At 62.6% G+C, this 16169-nt stretch carries 17 protein-coding genes; 8 read left to right on the top strand and 9 right to left on the bottom strand.

Annotated elements, in window-relative coordinates:
- Nucleotides 1-248: 248 nt before the first annotated feature.
- The gene (rpoD, locus tag HNQ71_RS20925) at nt 249-2270 is read left to right on the top strand and encodes an RNA polymerase sigma factor RpoD (protein WP_095090975.1); all 2022 of its coding nucleotides are present in this window, start codon (nt 249-251) and stop codon (nt 2268-2270) included.
- Between the two features lie 124 nt (nt 2271-2394).
- Here the strand turns inward: rpoD and HNQ71_RS20920 are convergent, their stop codons facing one another.
- On the bottom strand, nt 2395-3453 hold the full coding sequence (locus tag HNQ71_RS20920) for a TauD/TfdA family dioxygenase (RefSeq protein ID WP_184874551.1): 1059 nt from the start codon (nt 3451-3453) through the stop codon (nt 2395-2397).
- A 314-nt stretch (nt 3454-3767) separates the two neighbouring features.
- Here HNQ71_RS20920 and HNQ71_RS20915 point away from each other — a divergent pair, with 314 nt between their 5' ends.
- Together HNQ71_RS20915 and HNQ71_RS20910 are read left to right on the top strand one after the other, a co-directional pair.
- On the top strand, nt 3768-4061 hold the full coding sequence (locus HNQ71_RS20915) for a GYD domain-containing protein (protein WP_095091717.1): 294 nt from the start codon (nt 3768-3770) through the stop codon (nt 4059-4061).
- Nucleotides 4062-4194: 133 nt separating this feature from the next.
- Nucleotides 4195-4563, top strand: coding sequence for a thiol-disulfide oxidoreductase DCC family protein (locus HNQ71_RS20910; RefSeq protein WP_184874550.1), 369 nt, complete (start codon nt 4195-4197; stop codon nt 4561-4563).
- Between the two features lie 67 nt (nt 4564-4630).
- Here HNQ71_RS20910 and HNQ71_RS20905 read toward each other — a convergent pair whose 3' ends face one another.
- Entirely contained in the window at nt 4631-4888 is a 258-nt protein-coding gene (locus HNQ71_RS20905) for a DUF2798 domain-containing protein (protein ID WP_184874549.1), read from the bottom strand.
- A 271-nt stretch (nt 4889-5159) separates the two neighbouring features.
- Between HNQ71_RS20905 and HNQ71_RS20900 the strand changes: the two genes are divergently transcribed.
- Nucleotides 5160-5828 (top strand): PadR family transcriptional regulator, encoded by a 669-nt coding sequence (locus HNQ71_RS20900; protein ID WP_184874548.1) that lies wholly within the window; start codon nt 5160-5162, stop codon nt 5826-5828.
- Between the two features lie 237 nt (nt 5829-6065).
- Entirely contained in the window at nt 6066-6362 is a 297-nt protein-coding gene (locus tag HNQ71_RS20895) for an HlyU family transcriptional regulator (RefSeq protein ID WP_184874547.1), read from the top strand.
- 60 nt (nt 6363-6422) lie between these two features.
- Here the strand turns inward: HNQ71_RS20895 and HNQ71_RS20890 are convergent, their stop codons facing one another.
- The 5 genes from HNQ71_RS20890 to HNQ71_RS20870 all read right to left on the bottom strand — a co-directional run bounded on the left by HNQ71_RS20890 (nt 6423) and on the right by HNQ71_RS20870 (nt 11458).
- A complete protein-coding gene (locus tag HNQ71_RS20890; RefSeq protein ID WP_184874546.1) occupies nt 6423-7217 on the bottom strand; it encodes an ATP-binding cassette domain-containing protein in 795 nt (264 codons plus the stop codon).
- On the bottom strand, nt 7217-8314 hold the full coding sequence (locus tag HNQ71_RS20885) for an ABC transporter permease (RefSeq protein WP_184874545.1): 1098 nt from the start codon (nt 8312-8314) through the stop codon (nt 7217-7219). The genes HNQ71_RS20890 and HNQ71_RS20885 overlap by 1 nt, the downstream gene beginning before the upstream one ends.
- 57 nt (nt 8315-8371) lie before the next feature.
- On the bottom strand, nt 8372-9328 hold the full coding sequence (locus HNQ71_RS20880; RefSeq protein WP_184874544.1) for a rhizopine catabolism ABC transporter substrate-binding protein: 957 nt from the start codon (nt 9326-9328) through the stop codon (nt 8372-8374).
- Nucleotides 9329-9443: 115 nt separating this feature from the next.
- Nucleotides 9444-10343 (bottom strand): myo-inosose-2 dehydratase, encoded by a 900-nt coding sequence (iolE, locus tag HNQ71_RS20875; protein WP_184874543.1) that lies wholly within the window; start codon nt 10341-10343, stop codon nt 9444-9446.
- Nucleotides 10340-11458: a Gfo/Idh/MocA family protein gene (locus HNQ71_RS20870; RefSeq protein WP_184874542.1), complete on the bottom strand. Its 1119-nt coding sequence runs from the start codon at nt 11456-11458 to the stop codon at nt 10340-10342. Before HNQ71_RS20870 ends, iolE begins: the two co-directional genes overlap by 4 nt.
- A 98-nt stretch (nt 11459-11556) precedes the next feature.
- Here HNQ71_RS20870 and mocR point away from each other — a divergent pair, with 98 nt between their 5' ends.
- Nucleotides 11557-13008, top strand: a complete 1452-nt coding sequence (mocR, locus tag HNQ71_RS20865) for a rhizopine catabolism transcriptional regulator MocR (protein ID WP_184874541.1) — start codon at nt 11557-11559, stop codon at nt 13006-13008.
- A 10-nt stretch (nt 13009-13018) separates the two neighbouring features.
- Here the strand turns inward: mocR and HNQ71_RS20860 are convergent, their stop codons facing one another.
- Nucleotides 13019-14221, bottom strand: a complete 1203-nt coding sequence (locus tag HNQ71_RS20860; protein ID WP_184874540.1) for an MFS transporter — start codon at nt 14219-14221, stop codon at nt 13019-13021.
- Nucleotides 14222-14469: 248 nt separating this feature from the next.
- Complete coding sequence (locus HNQ71_RS20855; protein WP_184874539.1) at nt 14470-14928, bottom strand: Lrp/AsnC family transcriptional regulator; 459 nt, start codon at nt 14926-14928, stop codon at nt 14470-14472.
- A gap of 170 nt (nt 14929-15098) precedes the next feature.
- On the opposite strand from HNQ71_RS20855, the gene HNQ71_RS20850 reads away from it, so the two are divergent.
- Both HNQ71_RS20850 and HNQ71_RS20845 read left to right on the top strand, forming a co-directional pair.
- Nucleotides 15099-15833, top strand: a complete 735-nt coding sequence (locus HNQ71_RS20850) for an AzlC family ABC transporter permease (RefSeq protein WP_184874538.1) — start codon at nt 15099-15101, stop codon at nt 15831-15833.
- On the top strand, nt 15830-16129 hold the full coding sequence (locus HNQ71_RS20845) for an AzlD family protein (protein ID WP_184874537.1): 300 nt from the start codon (nt 15830-15832) through the stop codon (nt 16127-16129). The genes HNQ71_RS20850 and HNQ71_RS20845 overlap by 4 nt, the downstream gene beginning before the upstream one ends.
- Nucleotides 16130-16169 lie beyond the last annotated feature (40 nt).

The raw sequence follows: 16169 nt of genomic DNA, 5'->3' as shown, positions 1-16169 counted from the left end.
GCAGAATGGCGGAATCAGGACGATTCGAAACGTTAACCCGCACCCGCGTCGACGGGAAATAAGTGATGTGAGGTACTGGTCACTGGACAGGCAGGCTGCCTGCCACAGATATCAGGGTTAATCTGGACTTAACGAGAGATGCAGTTACTGGCCCGGTGAAGCGCGACTCATAAGCGAGCGCATCCGATTTGACCGGTCCGACAGCTTACGCGGCTTTGATGTTCGGCCGCTAGGAGAAGATAAAGACTATGGCGACAAAGGAAAAGGAAGAGGTCGAAACCGAACGCGAAGGCGCCACCGATGGCCCGCTGCTCGACCTTTCCGATGATGCTGTCAAGAAGATGATCAAGGCCGCCAAGAAGCGCGGCTATGTCACCATGGACGAGCTGAATTCGGTGCTGCCCTCCGAGGAAGTGACCTCCGAGCAGATCGAGGACACGATGGCGATGCTGTCCGACATGGGCATCAACGTGGTCGAGGACGACGAGCAGGGCGAAGAGCCCGAGGCCGCAGACACCGCGGCCGATGCCGAGGAAGACGCCAACGAGCTGGCCGAGCAGACTGGCACCGCCGTTGCCGCCACCACCACCAAGAAAGAGCCGACCGACCGCACCGACGATCCGGTGCGCATGTATCTGCGCGAGATGGGCTCGGTCGAGCTTCTGTCGCGCGAGGGCGAAATCGCCATCGCCAAGCGCATCGAGGCCGGCCGCGAGACGATGATCGCGGGCCTGTGCGAAAGCCCGCTGACCTTCCAGGCCATCATCATCTGGCGCGACGAGCTCAACGAATCCAAGATCCTGCTGCGCGAGATCATCGATCTGGAAGCCACGTATGCCGGCCCCGAGGCCAAGCAGGCGCCGGTGGTCGAGCGCATCGAGGAAGCCAAGGTTGAGGACAAGCCGCGCCGTTCGCGCGACGAGGAAGACGACGTCACCAATGTCGGCGCCGACACGCGCGGGCTGGTCGATGACGATGAGGAAGACGAAGACGAGGCCAGCCTGTCGCTGGCGGCGATGGAAGCGGAACTCCGCCCCCAGGTGATGGAGACGCTCGACGTCATCGCCGACACCTACAAGAAGCTGCGCAAGCTGCAGGACCAGCAGGTCGAGAACCGGCTGGCCGCGGCCGGCACGCTATCGCCCAGCCAGGACCGCCGGCTGAAGGAGCTGAAGGACCAGCTGATCAAGGCGGTGAAGTCGCTGTCGCTCAACACGGCGCGCATCGAGGCGCTGGTCGAGCAGCTCTACGACATCAACAAGCGCCTGGTGCAGAACGAGGGCAAGCTGCTGCGGCTCGCCGAAAGCTACGGCGTGCGCCGCGAAGAGTTCCTGAAGGAATATCAGGGGTCGGAGCTCGACCCGAACTGGACGCGTGCGATCGGCAACCTGACCTCGCGCGGCTGGAAGGAATTCACCAAGAACGAGAAGGACGCCATCCGCGACCTGCGCGCCGAGATCCAGCATCTGGCCACCGAAACGGCGATCTCGATCCTGGAATTCCGCAAGATCGTCAACCAGGTGCAGAAGGGCGAGCGCGAAGCCGCGATCGCCAAGAAGGAAATGGTCGAGGCCAATCTGCGTCTCGTGATCTCGATCGCCAAGAAATACACCAATCGCGGCCTGCAGTTTCTCGACCTGATCCAGGAAGGCAATATCGGCCTAATGAAGGCGGTCGACAAATTCGAATACCGCCGCGGCTACAAGTTCTCGACCTACGCGACATGGTGGATCCGGCAGGCCATCACGCGTTCGATCGCCGACCAGGCGCGCACCATCCGCATTCCGGTGCACATGATCGAGACGATCAACAAGATCGTGCGCACCTCGCGCCAGATGCTGCACGAGATCGGCCGCGAACCGACGCCGGAAGAACTGGCCGAAAAGCTCGCCATGCCGCTCGAAAAAGTGCGCAAGGTGCTGAAGATCGCCAAGGAGCCGATCTCGCTCGAAACGCCGGTCGGCGACGAGGAGGATTCGCATCTGGGCGATTTCATCGAGGACAAGATGGCGATCCTGCCGATCGACGCGGCGATCCAGGCCAATCTGCGCGAGACCACCACGCGCGTACTGGCCTCGCTGACGCCGCGCGAGGAGCGCGTTCTGCGCATGCGCTTCGGCATCGGCATGAACACCGACCATACGCTGGAAGAGGTCGGCCAGCAGTTCTCGGTCACCCGCGAGCGTATCCGCCAGATCGAGGCCAAGGCGCTCAGGAAACTGAAGCATCCAAGCCGTAGCCGGAAGCTCAGGAGCTTCTTGGACAGCTGAGCTCGGACGGCGTCATCGCCGGCCAGCTCAATGGACGCCGATACCGATGCCTGCTGTCTTCGAAGGGCATCAGGCGGTCCGCAGTGAATGCGGCGAAGGCCTGGGGCGTCCGCCCGTTGTCGATCTACCACAACGGCACGTTCAGCCGCGTCCCCTTGACGATGATGCCGCCCCGGTCGCCGATTTCTATCGAGCCATAACGCTGCCTGAAGCACTCAGGCAGCGTTCGGTCGCCCGGCACCGACAGCCACAGCCGCAGCATGTGGCGCCGCTTGTCCGGGTCCGGCCAATCGCGAAAGCCGATGCGGTCGTGAAGCAGCGAATGATTGTAGACGAACTGCATGTCACCGGGCCGCAGCCGCATCGACAGGTTTAGTCTGGGATCATTGGCGAGGCTGTCGAAGAGATCCAGCGCTTCGACATGCGCGGCGCTGAGCCGCATGGCATCCGGGAAGCGTTGCGCGCTGTCGATGTACTGGCGCTGATAGATGCCGGTCAGCAACCCCGCATGCCAATTGAAGACCGGGATTTCGAAGTAGGGTTTTTCCCCTTCCGGTATCTCGCCGCGCCGGTCGGTGGCGATCCGATCAAACAGCAGGCGGGTGAGATCGGGCGGGCTTTTGCGCATCTCATTGTAGATCGTCACTGTGCTTACCAGCAGGGACTCGCCGCCTTGCATGGCATCGCGCAGGCAGAGCAGGCCGACCACGTCGGCGGAGTCGGTGTGAAAGGTCTGGCGCTCCGAGGTCTGGTAGATGCGTGTCGTGGCGTCCCTGGCGTCGGCGCCTGTGTCGCGAACATGGCCGAGGATATGGCCCTGGGCATTCTGGGATCTTGCGCTTCCCAGATGCGCGCCAATCCCGCAGAAAATCGTTGCCGCCATTTGCGCGGAATATCTCTCGACCGGGAGACCGCGAAGCACCTCGAACCCAATGCCTGCGATCAGTTTTTCGCGAAGGGCGGCAAGATGGCCGGCAAGCCGGGGCAAGGGGAAATCGGCCTTGGTCAGGTTGCCGATGTCCTGCGAGCGGGCGAGAAAGCCGGTTGCCCCCAACTCCAGTTCCGCGACGTCGCGCGGGTCCAGTTCGACCAGCCAATGCTCAGGATGTTTCGCCATGTCCTCGCCGGTCCATGCGGCAGGACTTTCGATCGATTCCGGCGGCAGGTCGATGGTCTCGCGCATGAAGCTCTCCGGCGGCGGGATCGGGCTCGGATGCCGGCTGGGGATTCCCGCCAGATCGACCGCCGACAGAGATTGCCGCAATCAGTCGGGTTTTAAAACCGGCTTTCCCTGGTCGGCGCCGAACGTCTTACGGTCGTTGCCTTGCCGCCTCGCGAGGCCTGCCTTTACCCGGCAACAGGGCGTCGGCGCGGTAGTCCTTGCAGGACGCTCGCCGCGGGAGGATAATTTTGCGTCGGATGCATTTTCTGGGCGACAAACCCCGGATGCCCGCCCCGGCGAAGCCGCCGTGCTCCGTGGCCCGGAGGGAGGTGTGCATGACAAGCTACATCGTGCTGATGAACTGGACGGAACAAGGCGCCAGAAATGTGCGCGATTCACCGAAACGACTCGATGCCGCCAGGAAGCAACTGGGAGACATGGGCGGATCGTTCAAGGCATTCTACCTGACCATGGGTGAATACGACATGGTGGCGGTGGTCGAAGCGCCCGACGACGCGGTCCTGGCTCGCTTCTCGCTGATGCTGGCGGCGGCCGGCAACATCAGGACGCGGACGCTGAAAGCCTTCCCCGAATTTGCCTATCGCGAGATCATCACCTCGCTCGGGTAAAGCTCTGTCGTGGAACGGCCCGGATCGGCTGGTCCGAAATATTCTCGTGTGAGCGCATCTGATCGGCGCCGTCTTGACGGCGCCCGATCATTCGTGGTCCTTCAGGTTGCGTTATCAACGAAATGCCGGGGCTATGCTGACCGTCTGGTACAACACACGCTGCCCGGTCTGCGATGCCGGCATCAGCCGGCAAAAGCGGCGGCTGATCGAAGCGGTCAAGGCCGGGCGGATCGCGTTTCGCGACATCAATCTTGAACCGGCAGCACTTGCCGGATTCGGGGCGTCCCTTGAGGATATCCGCCGCCGGCTGCACGCCACCGACGCCGACGGCCGACTGCTGGTCGGCGCCGATGTCGCGATTGCCGTGTGGCAGGCAACGCCGGGCGAGGGCTGGCTGGCGACGGTGTTCGGCAATCCGGTCGCCTTGCCGCTGACGCGTTTTGCCTATGATCGGTTCGCCGACCTGCTCTACGCCTGGAACCGGCGCAGCGGCCGCTGGTAGCGGTTCCTCGTCGGCGACCGGGCGAATGGAGGTCCGGAACCATTTGCGGACCTCCCTTTGCCGGACCTTATCGGCCGGCCGGCTCGCAGAGCGCGCCGACTATGCGGCGCACCACAGGCAGCACCAGTAGCAGCGTTGGAAACGCCACCAGCCAGGACAGACCCCAGGCGGTCATCCAGATGGACGGCAGGTTGGGGTGGAAACCAAGGCTTTTCAGCGTTGAGATGAACGAGACGATGAAGGTCATCAACAGCGACAGCACCAGCGGGCTGACGATGGCAGCATAGCGGGCAGGCAGCTTCCTGCGCCGATTTCTTGCAGTCATTTTGGGAGGTTCCTGAAGTGTCCGGTCCGTCGCATTTGGCATCCATTCGCCGGTGACCGGCGCAATTGCCCGGAAAGACCGGGGTTGGATGCGCTGCTTGACGTCAGACGCTTACGGAGTAGCCGAGGCGCTCGCGGGCCTTCTAGCGGCACGTTTCGGCTAAATCAAGCCTCTGGCGCCATCTTCAGATACATCGTAAGATATATCTTGACTCCGGTACTTGGTGCGCTTAATTAAGATATATCGTAAGATAGAACTCAAGGAGCAATCAATGCACAAGCACAATCATTTCGGCGAGCGCATATTCATGCACATGGCCGGCAAGTTCGGCGGCCGTGGCGGTGGTTTCGGCCCGTTCGGGCATGGCGGTCGTGGCGGCGGACGCGGCGGCCCGGGCGACATGTTCCGCGCCGGGCGCATGCTGGCCGACGGCGATCTCAAGCTGATCACGCTGTCGCTGCTGGCCGAGGCACCGCGCCATGGCTACGACATCATCAAGGCGCTGGAAGAGCGCACAAGCGGCATCTACAGCCCGAGCCCGGGCGTGGTCTACCCGACGCTGACCTTCCTGGAAGAGGCCGGCTATGCCGCTTCCGCGGCCGACGGCAACAAGAAGGTGTTTTCGATCACCGAGGCCGGGCAGGCGCATCTCGACGACAACCGCGAGATGATCGATGGCGTGCTCGACCACCTCGAGCGCTTCGGCCGCAAGATGGCCAAGGCGCGCGACTGGTTCGGCTGGAACGACGAGAGCGAAGAGGGCGGGCGTCGAGGCGGTCGTGGTGGCCGCTCTGAAGCGCGCGACGGATTCCGCGCCGTGCGTCACCGGCTGCGTGCGGCCCTCGGCGACTTCGTCGATGCCCCGGCTGACAAGCAGGCCGAGGCGATCGCCATTCTCGAAGGTGCCGCCGAGGCGCTGGAAGCGCTGTCGCGCGGCTGAGGCCGCAGTCCACCCAAAAGCCAGAACAGACAAAAGCCCGGGAAACCCCGGGCTTTTGTCATTTCGATCGACGGGCGGCGGCATATTGACGGGATCGGCCCGCCAATCGAGGCGCTAGCCGACGCTCCATCAGGGGACTGGAATGCGGCGGCACATTCGCGCATGCTGGAACAACAGCCGTCGTGAATCGCGAACAGGGCAGGCCGCGATTGCAAGGCGAACAGGGAGATTTGAGCGATGTCTTTTCTAAAGCGTCTTTTCGGCGGTGGAGGCGGAGCCGAGGCAGGTGACCCGAAGACCGCAGCGCCGGCCAAGCAGGTCGAACATAAGGGGTTCCTGATCAGCGCCACGCCCTACAAGGCCGAAGGCCAGTACCAGACCTGTGGCGTCGTCTCCAAGGAGATCGATGGCGTCGTCAAGGAGCACAAATTCATCCGCGCCGACCGCTTCGCCGGGCTCGACGACGCCGTCGACATCTCGATCAAGAAGGGCATCCAGCTGGTCGACGAGCAGGGCGAGCGGATCTTCGGGTAGGGCTCGACTGTCGAGGCGACGACCGTCGGCTTTGGGTCACCTAATTGACCTTTGCTCCCCTTACGCGTGGCTGCCTTTGACCGCTCTATTCAGTTCCTGTTCCAGGTCCACCAGTTCCTTGCCGCCGGCCATCAGATTGAGCAACTGGTCGCGATCGATTTCACTTTTCGCGTAAGTGCCAGTGCATCTGCCGCGCTTCAACAAAGTAAAGCGGTCGCCGACCACATAAGCGTGATGAACGTTGTGGGAAATGAAGATGACGCCGATGCCGCGCGCCTTGGACTGGACGATGAGCTTCAGGACCACGGATGCCTGATGGACCCCCAGTGCCGATGTCGGCTCATCCAGGATCAGCACCTTGGCGCCGAAATAAACGGCGCGGGCGATGGCCAGGCACTGCCGTTCCCCGCCCGAAAGCGTGCCGACGGGCTGTTCCGGATCGCGCAGTTGGATGCCCATCGCCGACAATTCGTCATAGGCGGTGCGGTTGGCGAACTCGGCGTCAAACTGGCTGATCGGGCCAAACTTGCGCATCGGCTCGCGCCCGAGAAAAAAATTTCGCGCCACGCTCATCAGCGGCACCAGAGCCAGGTCCTGGTAGACCGTCGCGATGCCGCTGTTGCGGGTATCGGCCGGCGACGCAAACCTTGTCGGCTTGCCCTGTACGCGGATCTCACCCTCGTCGGGCGCGTAGACGCCGGACAGCGTCTTGATCAGCGTCGACTTGCCCGCACCGTTGTCGCCGAGCAGGCAATGGACCTCGCCGGGACATACGTCGAACGACACATCCTTCAGCGCAACGACCGACCCGAAATACTTGCTGACCGACTTCAGTTCGACATAGGGCTCGGCCATCACCGGCTCCTCATCGCGCGGTTGCGCACATAGCTGTTGAACAGCACCGCGATGACCATCATGGCGCCCATGAACAGCTTGAACCAGTCCGTGTCTATGCCGGTGTAGAAGATGCCCATTTGCACCACGCCGAAGATCAATGCGCCGAACATGGCGCCGACGGCCGAGCCGTAGCCGCCGGTGAGCAGCGTGCCGCCGATGACGACGGCAATGATGGCCTCGAATTCCTTCTGGGTGCCGCGCAGCGTGTCGGCCGAGCCGGTGACAAGGACCTGGATCGCAGCAAAGAGCGCGGCCGCCATGGCCGTCATGACGAACAGCGTGATCTTGGTCCGCGCCACCGGCACACCGAGATTGCGCGCAGCGTTGGCTTCACCACCAGCGGCGAAGATCCAGTTGCCGAAGCGGCTGCGCGTCAGCAACCAGGTGCAGATCAAGGTCAATACGATCCACCAGACGATCGACACCGGGATGCCGGAGATCGACGGCAGGCCGTCCGCCCTTTTGCCGACCAGGCCGATGTCCGAAAGCCATGCGATCAGACCGGAAAACACCTGACCTGAAAACAGGCTGTTGAGAGGATCGTTCAACGCCAGTTCATGAACGCCGGAAACCTGGGTCCGCCCGGATATGCCGCGCGTGAGACCGAGCGTCAGGCCGCGCAGCATGAACAGGCTTCCGAGCGTCACGATGAAGGACGGCAGTCCGGTCCTGACGACGGCAAGCCCGTTGAGCGCGCCGATACCGCCGCAAACAGCGAAGGAAAACAGCAGCGAAAGCCAGATGGGCCAGCCCCAGAATACGGAGGGGATCGCGATCAGGATGCCGGCAAAGCCAATCATAGAGCCAACCGACAGGTCGAATTCGCCCGCGATCATCAACAGCGCCACGGGTGCGGCGAGAATGCCAAGCTGGGCCGAGACCTCGAGGAAATTGATGATGCCCTTGGCACTGAAAAGTCCGGTATTTCCCGCCGTGATAGCGAAGAACACAAAGACCAGAACGGTCCCGGCCGCCGCGCCAAGTTCCGGCCTGCTCAACAGGCGGCTCAGGCGGGAGACGGACCGGATCCGCTCGTCGCGAATCTCTGCAGCCATGGATGCGTTACCTTCATCAGTGAAAGCGGCCGGGTGCCGAGGCCCGGCCGCCAGCGGTTAACGCTTGCCCTGTTTTGCCAGATCGATGACCGAGGCGGCAGTGTCCTTGGTGACGAAGCCGGGGCCCGTTGGATAGTCGGCGATCGGCATGATCTTGTACTTCTTCCAAAGGTCGAACATCGCGACCGGGATATAGCCCATGGCATATTGCTGGGCGTCGATGCCCCACTCCATCTTGCCGGCAACAACGGCTTGGAGGATCGTGGGAGACAGATCGAACGTGCCGGTTTTCACCTTGCCCGCGAGGCCCATTTCATCGAGCGCGGCCAGCGTTGGTTCGGCACCGCTGGCGCCGACAGCCAGAATGAACTGCGTATCGGCATGAGCGGTCATGTAGGCGATCATGCGGTTCTTCATTTCAGTCGGGTCAATGACGCCGTTCATCACCGGAACATCGACGCCCAGACCCTTGGCAAAGCCCGCGCAGCGATCGTCAAGGCTGGAATTGCCCACCTCGTGATTGGCGCAGACCGCCTTGGTGAGGCCGAGCGCCTTGATGCGCTCGCCCGCCATGACGCCCGCCTGAAATTCGTCCTGTCCCATGAACAGCAGGCCGCCAAGATCATGGGTCAGCTTCGAGCCGCCGGAATCGATGACTATGACCGGGATGCCGGCGGCAACGGCATTCTTGACCGGACCTGAAAGGGCCGCGGCGTCAGGGATCGAAACAACCATCCCATCGGGCTTCGACGCTGTAATGGCGTCGATCATTTGCGCCATTTTGGCCATGTCGAATGTTTCGGGCGCCAGATATTCGGCCTTGACGCCCAGGGTCTTGGCCGCATCGTCCATGCCGTTCTTCACGACCGACCAGTAGGGGTCGCCGCTCTGGCCATGGGTTACAAACACCACGTGCGTATCATCGGCGGCCGCAAGGCTGGTGGCCGCCGCCATCATTGTAGCGCCGGCCAGCAGGCCGAGCGCAGGCTTTATTAATTTCGCAAGCGAAAACATAACAACCTCCTGTTTTGTTTTCCGCCGCCGCAGTTACGGTCGGCAGTCCAGTTGCCCCTTTATTCCAGTTTCATTCATCAGCACTGGTCCCCTGGAGGCCGCATGGCGGCCGCGACTATTCTGTGACGGTAAATCCGGCTTCCCTGGCCATGCGCGACAAATTCTGGAATCCCATTGTCGCATAGGTCAGCGGGTTAGCCTTGCTGGGATCCTGCTCGGCCTCGACGACCAGCCAGCCGCTGTAGCCGTTGTCGGCAAGAACGCGCAAAATCGAGGGATAATCGATGAAACCGTCGCCGGGAACGGTGAATATCCCGTCCATAACCGCCCCCATGAAACTCATGTCTTGCGCGCGGGCCCGATCAAGCACGGCTTTGCGCACGTCCTTGCAATGCACGTGCACGACGCGCTTGACGTGCGCCCTGATCAAGGCCAGCGGGTCGCCGCCGGAAAATGTCGAATGGCCGGTGTCGTAGAGCAGGCCGACCGCCTCGCCGGTGTGCCGCATCAGCAGGGCCACCTCGGCATCGGTCTCGACGAGGGTTCCCATATGGTGGTGAAAGGCCATGCGCACGCCGAAATCCGCCATCCGCTCGGCCAGCTCGGTCAGTTTGCTGCCGTAGGCCGGCCATTCCTCCAAGCTCAGTGCAGGGCGCTGCGAGATTGGTCCCCAGATGGCATTGTGGCGCCCGCGCGAGGTGTCGGCATAGACGACATGGGCCGCGCCCATATCCTTCAACAGCTGCAGATGCGGCATGATCGCATCCATTTCCGCGCTGACTTCCTTCTCGTCGCAGCGGCCATCATACCAGCCGGAAATCACGGCAAGGCCATAGCGCTCCATGATCGGCTTCAGCTCAGCCGACCGGCGCGGAAACTTGCCGCCCAGTTCGGTGCCGGAATAGCCAGCCTGTTTGGTCTCGCCGAGACAGACCTCGAGCGGCGTATCGCCGCCGAGTTCCGGCACGTCATCGTTGCTCCAGGTGATCGGATTTATGCCGATGCGGACCGTCACGGGCGAGCTCCTGATTGCTTGAGCTGGGCAAGATGGTGCCGGGTGAGCCCGGCCAGCAGCGCCATGTCGCGACGAGCGTCTTCGGCGCTGTTGCGCACCGGCGTGCCTTCGACGATCGCCGACCAGAAACCTTTCAACTCCTCGATAAACGCCTCTTCGTATCCGCTGCGGACGTCTCGGCTGGAAAGCGTGTGGCCGTCGCTGGTGCGCAGGGTCAACCGCGTCGGTTGGTGGTTGAGATAGGGCGAGGGGAATTCCAGTTCGAGCGAGGCTTGGTCGAAGTAGAGCGTTATGCGCTCGCGGTAGTCGGCGAGCCCCGGTACGGCCAGGTGCACCATGTTCCACAGCGCCTGGCCACCGAGCAGCCGCACGGCACCCTGACCGCCTTCGCCCCTGGCAAAAAGCGAGGCGCCGACAATGTCGCCATCCGTGACGCCGAGCGCATCGAGCAGCCCGTGCACGGCGTTCACGTCGTGCACGATCGCCGAACAATAGGCGCCGACAAAACCACGAAAGGCGTCGGCATCATCCAGTCCAGGCACCGCTCTATCCACCTGCTCGCGCTGCCTGGTTTCGGTCGAGGCAACCAAATCCACCGCGACGTCGTCACCCCGGCAAGTGGAGTAGTGCCGGACGAAGGGCCACGCGTCGGGATCATTGACCTCGACCGAAATGTAGCGAAGCGTCCGCGCCGTGCCCGGCAGCATCTTCAGCGCCGCCTCGTAGCTCGGATCGAAACGCTTCATGTAGCCGACCTGAAGCACCTTGCCGGCGCGATCCCTGGCGGCGATCAAGTCGTCGATGTCCCCGGCACTGTAGCAAAGCGGCTTTTCGCAGAAGACGTGCAGCCCCCTGGCGAAGGCGGCGAGAGCCTGTTCCCAGTGCAAGGCATCGGGCGAAGCTATGACCACCGCGTCAAGCGGCATCGCCAGAAGTCCGTCGAGATCGGCGAATGTAGCGAGGCCGAATTCCTCGCCGACAAAGGCGCGGGTTTTGCGCGAAGGATCATAGACGCCGAGGATCCTGAACTGCCGGTGCAATTTGAGCAGATTCGGGATGTGCTCGACCTGGGCGACGCCACCCGCACCGATCACTCCCACCCTTATGCACTGCATCGGCCAGCCCCACCTGAACCTCAACGCATTTTTCTTGAGCGTAGGACTGCTTTGGTTCCATTGTTAGAACCAGTTTGCATTGATTTTTGGGAACCACGATGAAGGCGAGTTTTCCAATCGACGGCATTGCGCTGGATCGCGGCAGTTCCGCCAACCTGCACAGGCAGCTCTACGTCCAGTTGCGCGGTCTGATCGAACGGCGTGTGCTGCCGAGCGGCCACGCGCTGCCCTCGACACGGGTCATGGCGCGGGATCTGCAGGTGGGCCGCAACACGGTGATTGCCGCTTGCGACCAGCTCGCGCTGGAGGGCTATCTGGCCATACGCCCACGCCGGCCCTCGGTGGTCATGGATCTGCCGACCCGATCGACCACGGCGGAGCATGTGTCGGCAGAGGACGAGAATCCGATATCGTTGCGCGGGCAGGCCATGCTCGCCCAACCCTATCATCACGGCCGGCCCGGCATGCTGGCATTTCATCCAGGCATGCCGGACCCGGATAATTTCCCGTTCAACACCTGGTCGAAACTGCTCAGCCGCCGTGCAAAATTTGCGCATATCGACCTTTTCGGCACCTATCACGTCAAAGGCTATCCACCTCTTTGCGAGGCCATAGCCCGATATCTCACCGCATCGCGGGGCGCGCAGTGCACCGCCGAGCAGATCGTCGTGACCAATGGCGCGCAGTCGGCGTTCGACCTCCTGGCCCGGCTGCTGATCGATGAAGGCGACACGGTGTGGATGGAGGAGCCGGGATACTACGGGGCGGGTTCGGCTTTCGTCTCGGCAGGTGCGAAACTGGCGCCGCTGCGCGTCGGCAATGCAGGCTGGAACCTCGATCCACCTCCTGTCGTCCCGCGCATGATTTTCGTGACGCCCTCCTGCCATCACCCGCTCGGCATAACCATGCCGATGGAACAGCGGCTCAATCTCCTGCACATGGCCGAGACTTGGCGCTCATGGATTATCGAGGACGACTACGATGGCGAATACCGGTTTCAGGGGCAGCCTATACCGGCGCTGCAGGGCATCGGCGCGTCAAACCGCGTGGTCTATGTCGGTACATTCGCGAAAATCCTGTTTCCGGCCATGCGCCTCGGCTTTCTGGTGGCGCCCAAGGCGATAGACCACACAATCGTCTCGGCGCTGAGCGTGACCGGCCAGTTCGCCCCATTGCTTGCCCAGGCAGCGCTGGCGGACTTCATGAACGAAGGGCACTTTACCCGCCATCTCAGGCGCATGCGACGCCTCTACGCGGAAAGGCGGCAGTTCTTCCTGGATAGCGCTCAAAGGCATCTCGGAGAATGGCTGGATTTCCATTCCACCGAATCCGGCATCCAGGTTGTCGGCATTTTCTGCCAGAGATGTAACGACGCGGCGATTGCTGAGGCGTTGCTCCAACAGGGGATCAATGTCTCGGCTCTATCGATTCAGTACCGTCACGGCTCGGAACAAAACGGGCTTGTCATGGGCTTTGCGGCTGCCGATGCGCAGACAACCGAAAAGACGATGCAAAAATTTCGAGCCGTGCTGAAAGCCCATTTCGGCTAGATTCCCCAGGTCACGCCGTCTGCAACTCCCGGCGCGGCAGCGGCGGGAATGCTATGGCGATGCCGACCGCGCCAAGGCCGATGATGGCCGAGCCGATGAACAGCCAGGAATAGTTGGCGTAGGCATCGAACACCATGCCGCCGGCCAGCGGACCCAGCGCCATGCCGAGGCTGGACAGCATGGTTGCAGCGCCGAACACGGTGCCCAGGATGCGCTGGCCGAAATACTCGCGCGCCAGCACCGCATAGAGCGGCATCACGCCGCCATAGGTGGCGCCGAAGATGAAAGCCAGCATGTAGAACTGCTCGAGCTGGCTGATGCTGAGATAGGCGGCAATGACGATCGCCTGGATCGCCAGGCCCGCGATCAGCACCGGCTTGACGCCGAGCCGATCGGCAAGCACGCCATAGAGAAGCCGCCCGCCGAGCCCAGCCAGGCCCTCTACGCTGTAGATCGAGACTGCCGCCATCGGCGCGACACCGCACAGCATGGCATAGCTGACCATGTGGAAGATCGGCCCGGAATGGGCAGCACAGCAGGCAAAGAAGGTCAGCCCGAGCACGATGAATTGCGGTGAGCGCAGCGCCTGGCCGGCCGTCAGACCGGCGCCTTCGGCAACCGGTGCGGAACCGATATCGGCCACGGCTGGCTTCGGTGGCTGACGGACCAGCAGCACGGCCGGCAACAGCAGCACCCATGCGGTGATGCCGATGTCGAACATGGCCGTGCGCCATTCATAGGCCGAGATCAGCCAGCGGGCGAAGGGCGAGATCGTCATCGGTGCCACGCCCATGCCGGCCGAGACCAGCGAGACCGCAAGGCTGCGGTTGGTCTCGAACCAGCCTGATGTCAGCGCGATCATCGGCGCGAAGAAGGCACTGGCCGCGAGGCCGACCAGCACGCCATAGGTGATCTGGAAGCTCAGCAGCGAGCCGGCGCGGCTGGCCAGCACCAGCGCCAGCCCGAGCAGCACCGCGCCGATCGTCACGACGATGCGGGCGCCAAAGCGGTCGGTCAGGGCGCCCCAGGCGAAGCCGCCAAGGCCCATCACCAGGAAGTTGAGGGTCATGGCGCTCGAAATGCCGGCGCGCGACCAATTGGTGTCGATCGCCATCGGTTCGAGGAAGATCGCCAGCGAAAACATCGTGCCGATGGCGATACAGGACATCAGCGCGCCAGCCGCGACGATGACCCAACGATAGGAAAGGTTCATGTTCTTTCTCCCATGCCAGAGAGCAGCGCTACGCGCTGCCTGCAGCCGAAGGACGCCGGCACAGAGGCCGATCCTACAATCCGGTTGCATTTTTTATCCAGTCTAACTCGCGTCTTTTCCGGTCGCCCCGGCCGCTTTCTACGGGCGGCTTGTCACGCCCCCAAACCGCTTCGCACTTTTAGGCGACATGGCTTTTTTGGACGCATGTCGTTATCCCAAAAACGCTTCACACTTTTGGGCGACATGCGTCAGAGCGGCAGTTCGGACGTGTATTTGATCGTCTGGCTGGGGACGTCGGTCTTGACGTTCTGCACGCCCTTGATGCGGCTCAGATGCTCCGACTGGAAGCGGCGGTAGTCGTCAATGCCGGCCGCCACCACGCGCACCAGGGCATCGCAATCGCCGAGCATCAGATAGCATTCCATCACCTGCGGCAGCTTGGCCACTTCGGTGGCGAAATGCTCGATCGTGTCCTCGTCCTGCTGCTTCAGCCAGATGCGGGCGAAGAAGGTCAGGCCCTTGCCGATGCTGGCCGGGTTGAGCACGGCGACATAGCGGTCGATGACGCCGGCCTCCTCCAGCAGCTTCACGCGCCGCAGGCAAGGCGATGGCGACAGCCCGACCTCGTTGGCCAGATCATTGTTGGCCATGCGGCCGTCGCGTTGCAGTGCCCGCAGGATGCGCTTGTCGATCTCATCGAGCTTCATGGCTGTAGATTCCATTTTCTTGGCGGTTTGTGACACTCAATGCCAAAATTGGACGAAATACAACAATCTTCGCAACCAAATTGCCGGACGGTATCGGTATATTTGCCGCCGACATCATTGATTTCAAATGCAACGGAAGCGGCGGCCGCGAGGCCGACCGATGGCAAAGCATGAGCATTTCACAGGCAGTCGAGGCGGCAGGCGACGGTTCGACGTCCGAATTCCGCCGTGGCGTGGCGTCATGCGCGCCGGTGCTGTTCGGCACCATTCCCTATGCGCTGGTGCTCGGCGCCCAGGCCACCCAGAAAGGCTTGAGCGTTGTCGAGCTCTCGGCAATGACAGGGCTGAATTTCGCCGGCGGCTCGGAATTCGCGGCGATCCAGTTGTGGACGTCGCCGCCGCACATCGTGCTCATCGCCGCCATCACCTTCCTGGTCAACAGCCGGCACCTGCTGATGGGGGCGGCATTGGCGCCGTTCCTGCGTCACCTGCCGCGGCGCAAGATGTTTCCGGCGCTGTTCTTCCTATGCGACGAAAGCTGGGCGCTCGGGCTTGCCGACGCCAGGCAGCGCGCCGCGGCTGGTATCACGCCAGCCTTCAGCCCTCGCTACTATATGGGTGCGGCACTGGCGATGTATTTCACCTGGGTGGCCTTCACCACGCTAGGTGCCTTGCTCGGCCCAATGTTGGGCCACGTCGAGACCTATGGCTTCGACATGGCGTTCCCGGCCGTCTTCCTGGTGTTGATGCGCGGCATGTGGAAGGGCGTGGCGGCCGCACGGCCCTGGCTGGTCAGCCTTGTCGTCGCGGCGCTGACCTATCTCATGGTTCCCGGCGGCTGGTATGTCGCGGCGGGCGCCGTGTCGGGACTGGTGTCGGCCTGGTTCTTATGGAGAGAAGCATGATCGACGCGACGACCCTTTTCACCATCGTGCTGATGGCTGGTGTCACCTATCTGACCCGGGTCGGCGGCTATCTCGTGCTGCGCAACCGCACACTCAGCGCCCGTGCCACGGCGGTGATGGAGGCGGCGCCCGGCTGCGTGCTGATCTCGGTGATCGCACCGGCCTTCGTGTCGAGGAATCCGGCTGACCTTCTGGCGTTGGCCATCACTTTTGTCGCCGCAACACGGTTCTCCATGCTGCCGACCGTGCTGATCGGGGTCGCCTCTGCGGGTATTCTGAGGCATCTGATCGGTTAGGACAAAAAGAGCAGACGCCGGCGCCTGCTTTTTCTCATCG

Source organism: Mesorhizobium sangaii (assembly GCF_014207355.1).
Taxonomy (GTDB): Bacteria; Pseudomonadota; Alphaproteobacteria; order Rhizobiales; family Rhizobiaceae; genus Mesorhizobium; species Mesorhizobium sangaii.
The sequence above is the reverse complement of the archived record's forward strand: the minus strand, read 5'-3'. Positions and strand labels throughout refer to the sequence as shown.

What these genes read in the sequence shown, in the direction of transcription:
- rpoD (WP_095090975.1), top strand. Translation starts at nt 249, where the DNA reads ATGGCGACAAAGGAAAAGGAAGAGGTCGAAACCGAACGCGAAGGCGCC.
- HNQ71_RS20920 (WP_184874551.1), bottom strand. Translation starts at nt 3,453, where the DNA reads ATGCGCGAGACCATCGACCTGCCGCCGGAATCGATCGAAAGTCCTGCC.
- HNQ71_RS20915 (WP_095091717.1), top strand. Translation starts at nt 3,768, where the DNA reads ATGACAAGCTACATCGTGCTGATGAACTGGACGGAACAAGGCGCCAGA.
- HNQ71_RS20910 (WP_184874550.1), top strand. Translation starts at nt 4,195, where the DNA reads ATGCTGACCGTCTGGTACAACACACGCTGCCCGGTCTGCGATGCCGGC.
- HNQ71_RS20905 (WP_184874549.1), bottom strand. Translation starts at nt 4,888, where the DNA reads ATGACTGCAAGAAATCGGCGCAGGAAGCTGCCTGCCCGCTATGCTGCC.
- HNQ71_RS20900 (WP_184874548.1), top strand. Translation starts at nt 5,160, where the DNA reads ATGCACAAGCACAATCATTTCGGCGAGCGCATATTCATGCACATGGCC.
- HNQ71_RS20895 (WP_184874547.1), top strand. Translation starts at nt 6,066, where the DNA reads ATGTCTTTTCTAAAGCGTCTTTTCGGCGGTGGAGGCGGAGCCGAGGCA.
- HNQ71_RS20890 (WP_184874546.1), bottom strand. Translation starts at nt 7,217, where the DNA reads ATGGCCGAGCCCTATGTCGAACTGAAGTCGGTCAGCAAGTATTTCGGG.
- HNQ71_RS20885 (WP_184874545.1), bottom strand. Translation starts at nt 8,314, where the DNA reads ATGGCTGCAGAGATTCGCGACGAGCGGATCCGGTCCGTCTCCCGCCTG.
- HNQ71_RS20880 (WP_184874544.1), bottom strand. Translation starts at nt 9,328, where the DNA reads ATGTTTTCGCTTGCGAAATTAATAAAGCCTGCGCTCGGCCTGCTGGCC.
- HNQ71_RS20870 (WP_184874542.1), bottom strand. Translation starts at nt 11,458, where the DNA reads ATGCAGTGCATAAGGGTGGGAGTGATCGGTGCGGGTGGCGTCGCCCAG.
- mocR (WP_184874541.1), top strand. Translation starts at nt 11,557, where the DNA reads ATGAAGGCGAGTTTTCCAATCGACGGCATTGCGCTGGATCGCGGCAGT.
- HNQ71_RS20860 (WP_184874540.1), bottom strand. Translation starts at nt 14,221, where the DNA reads ATGAACCTTTCCTATCGTTGGGTCATCGTCGCGGCTGGCGCGCTGATG.
- HNQ71_RS20855 (WP_184874539.1), bottom strand. Translation starts at nt 14,928, where the DNA reads ATGAAGCTCGATGAGATCGACAAGCGCATCCTGCGGGCACTGCAACGC.
- HNQ71_RS20850 (WP_184874538.1), top strand. Translation starts at nt 15,099, where the DNA reads ATGAGCATTTCACAGGCAGTCGAGGCGGCAGGCGACGGTTCGACGTCC.
- HNQ71_RS20845 (WP_184874537.1), top strand. Translation starts at nt 15,830, where the DNA reads ATGATCGACGCGACGACCCTTTTCACCATCGTGCTGATGGCTGGTGTC.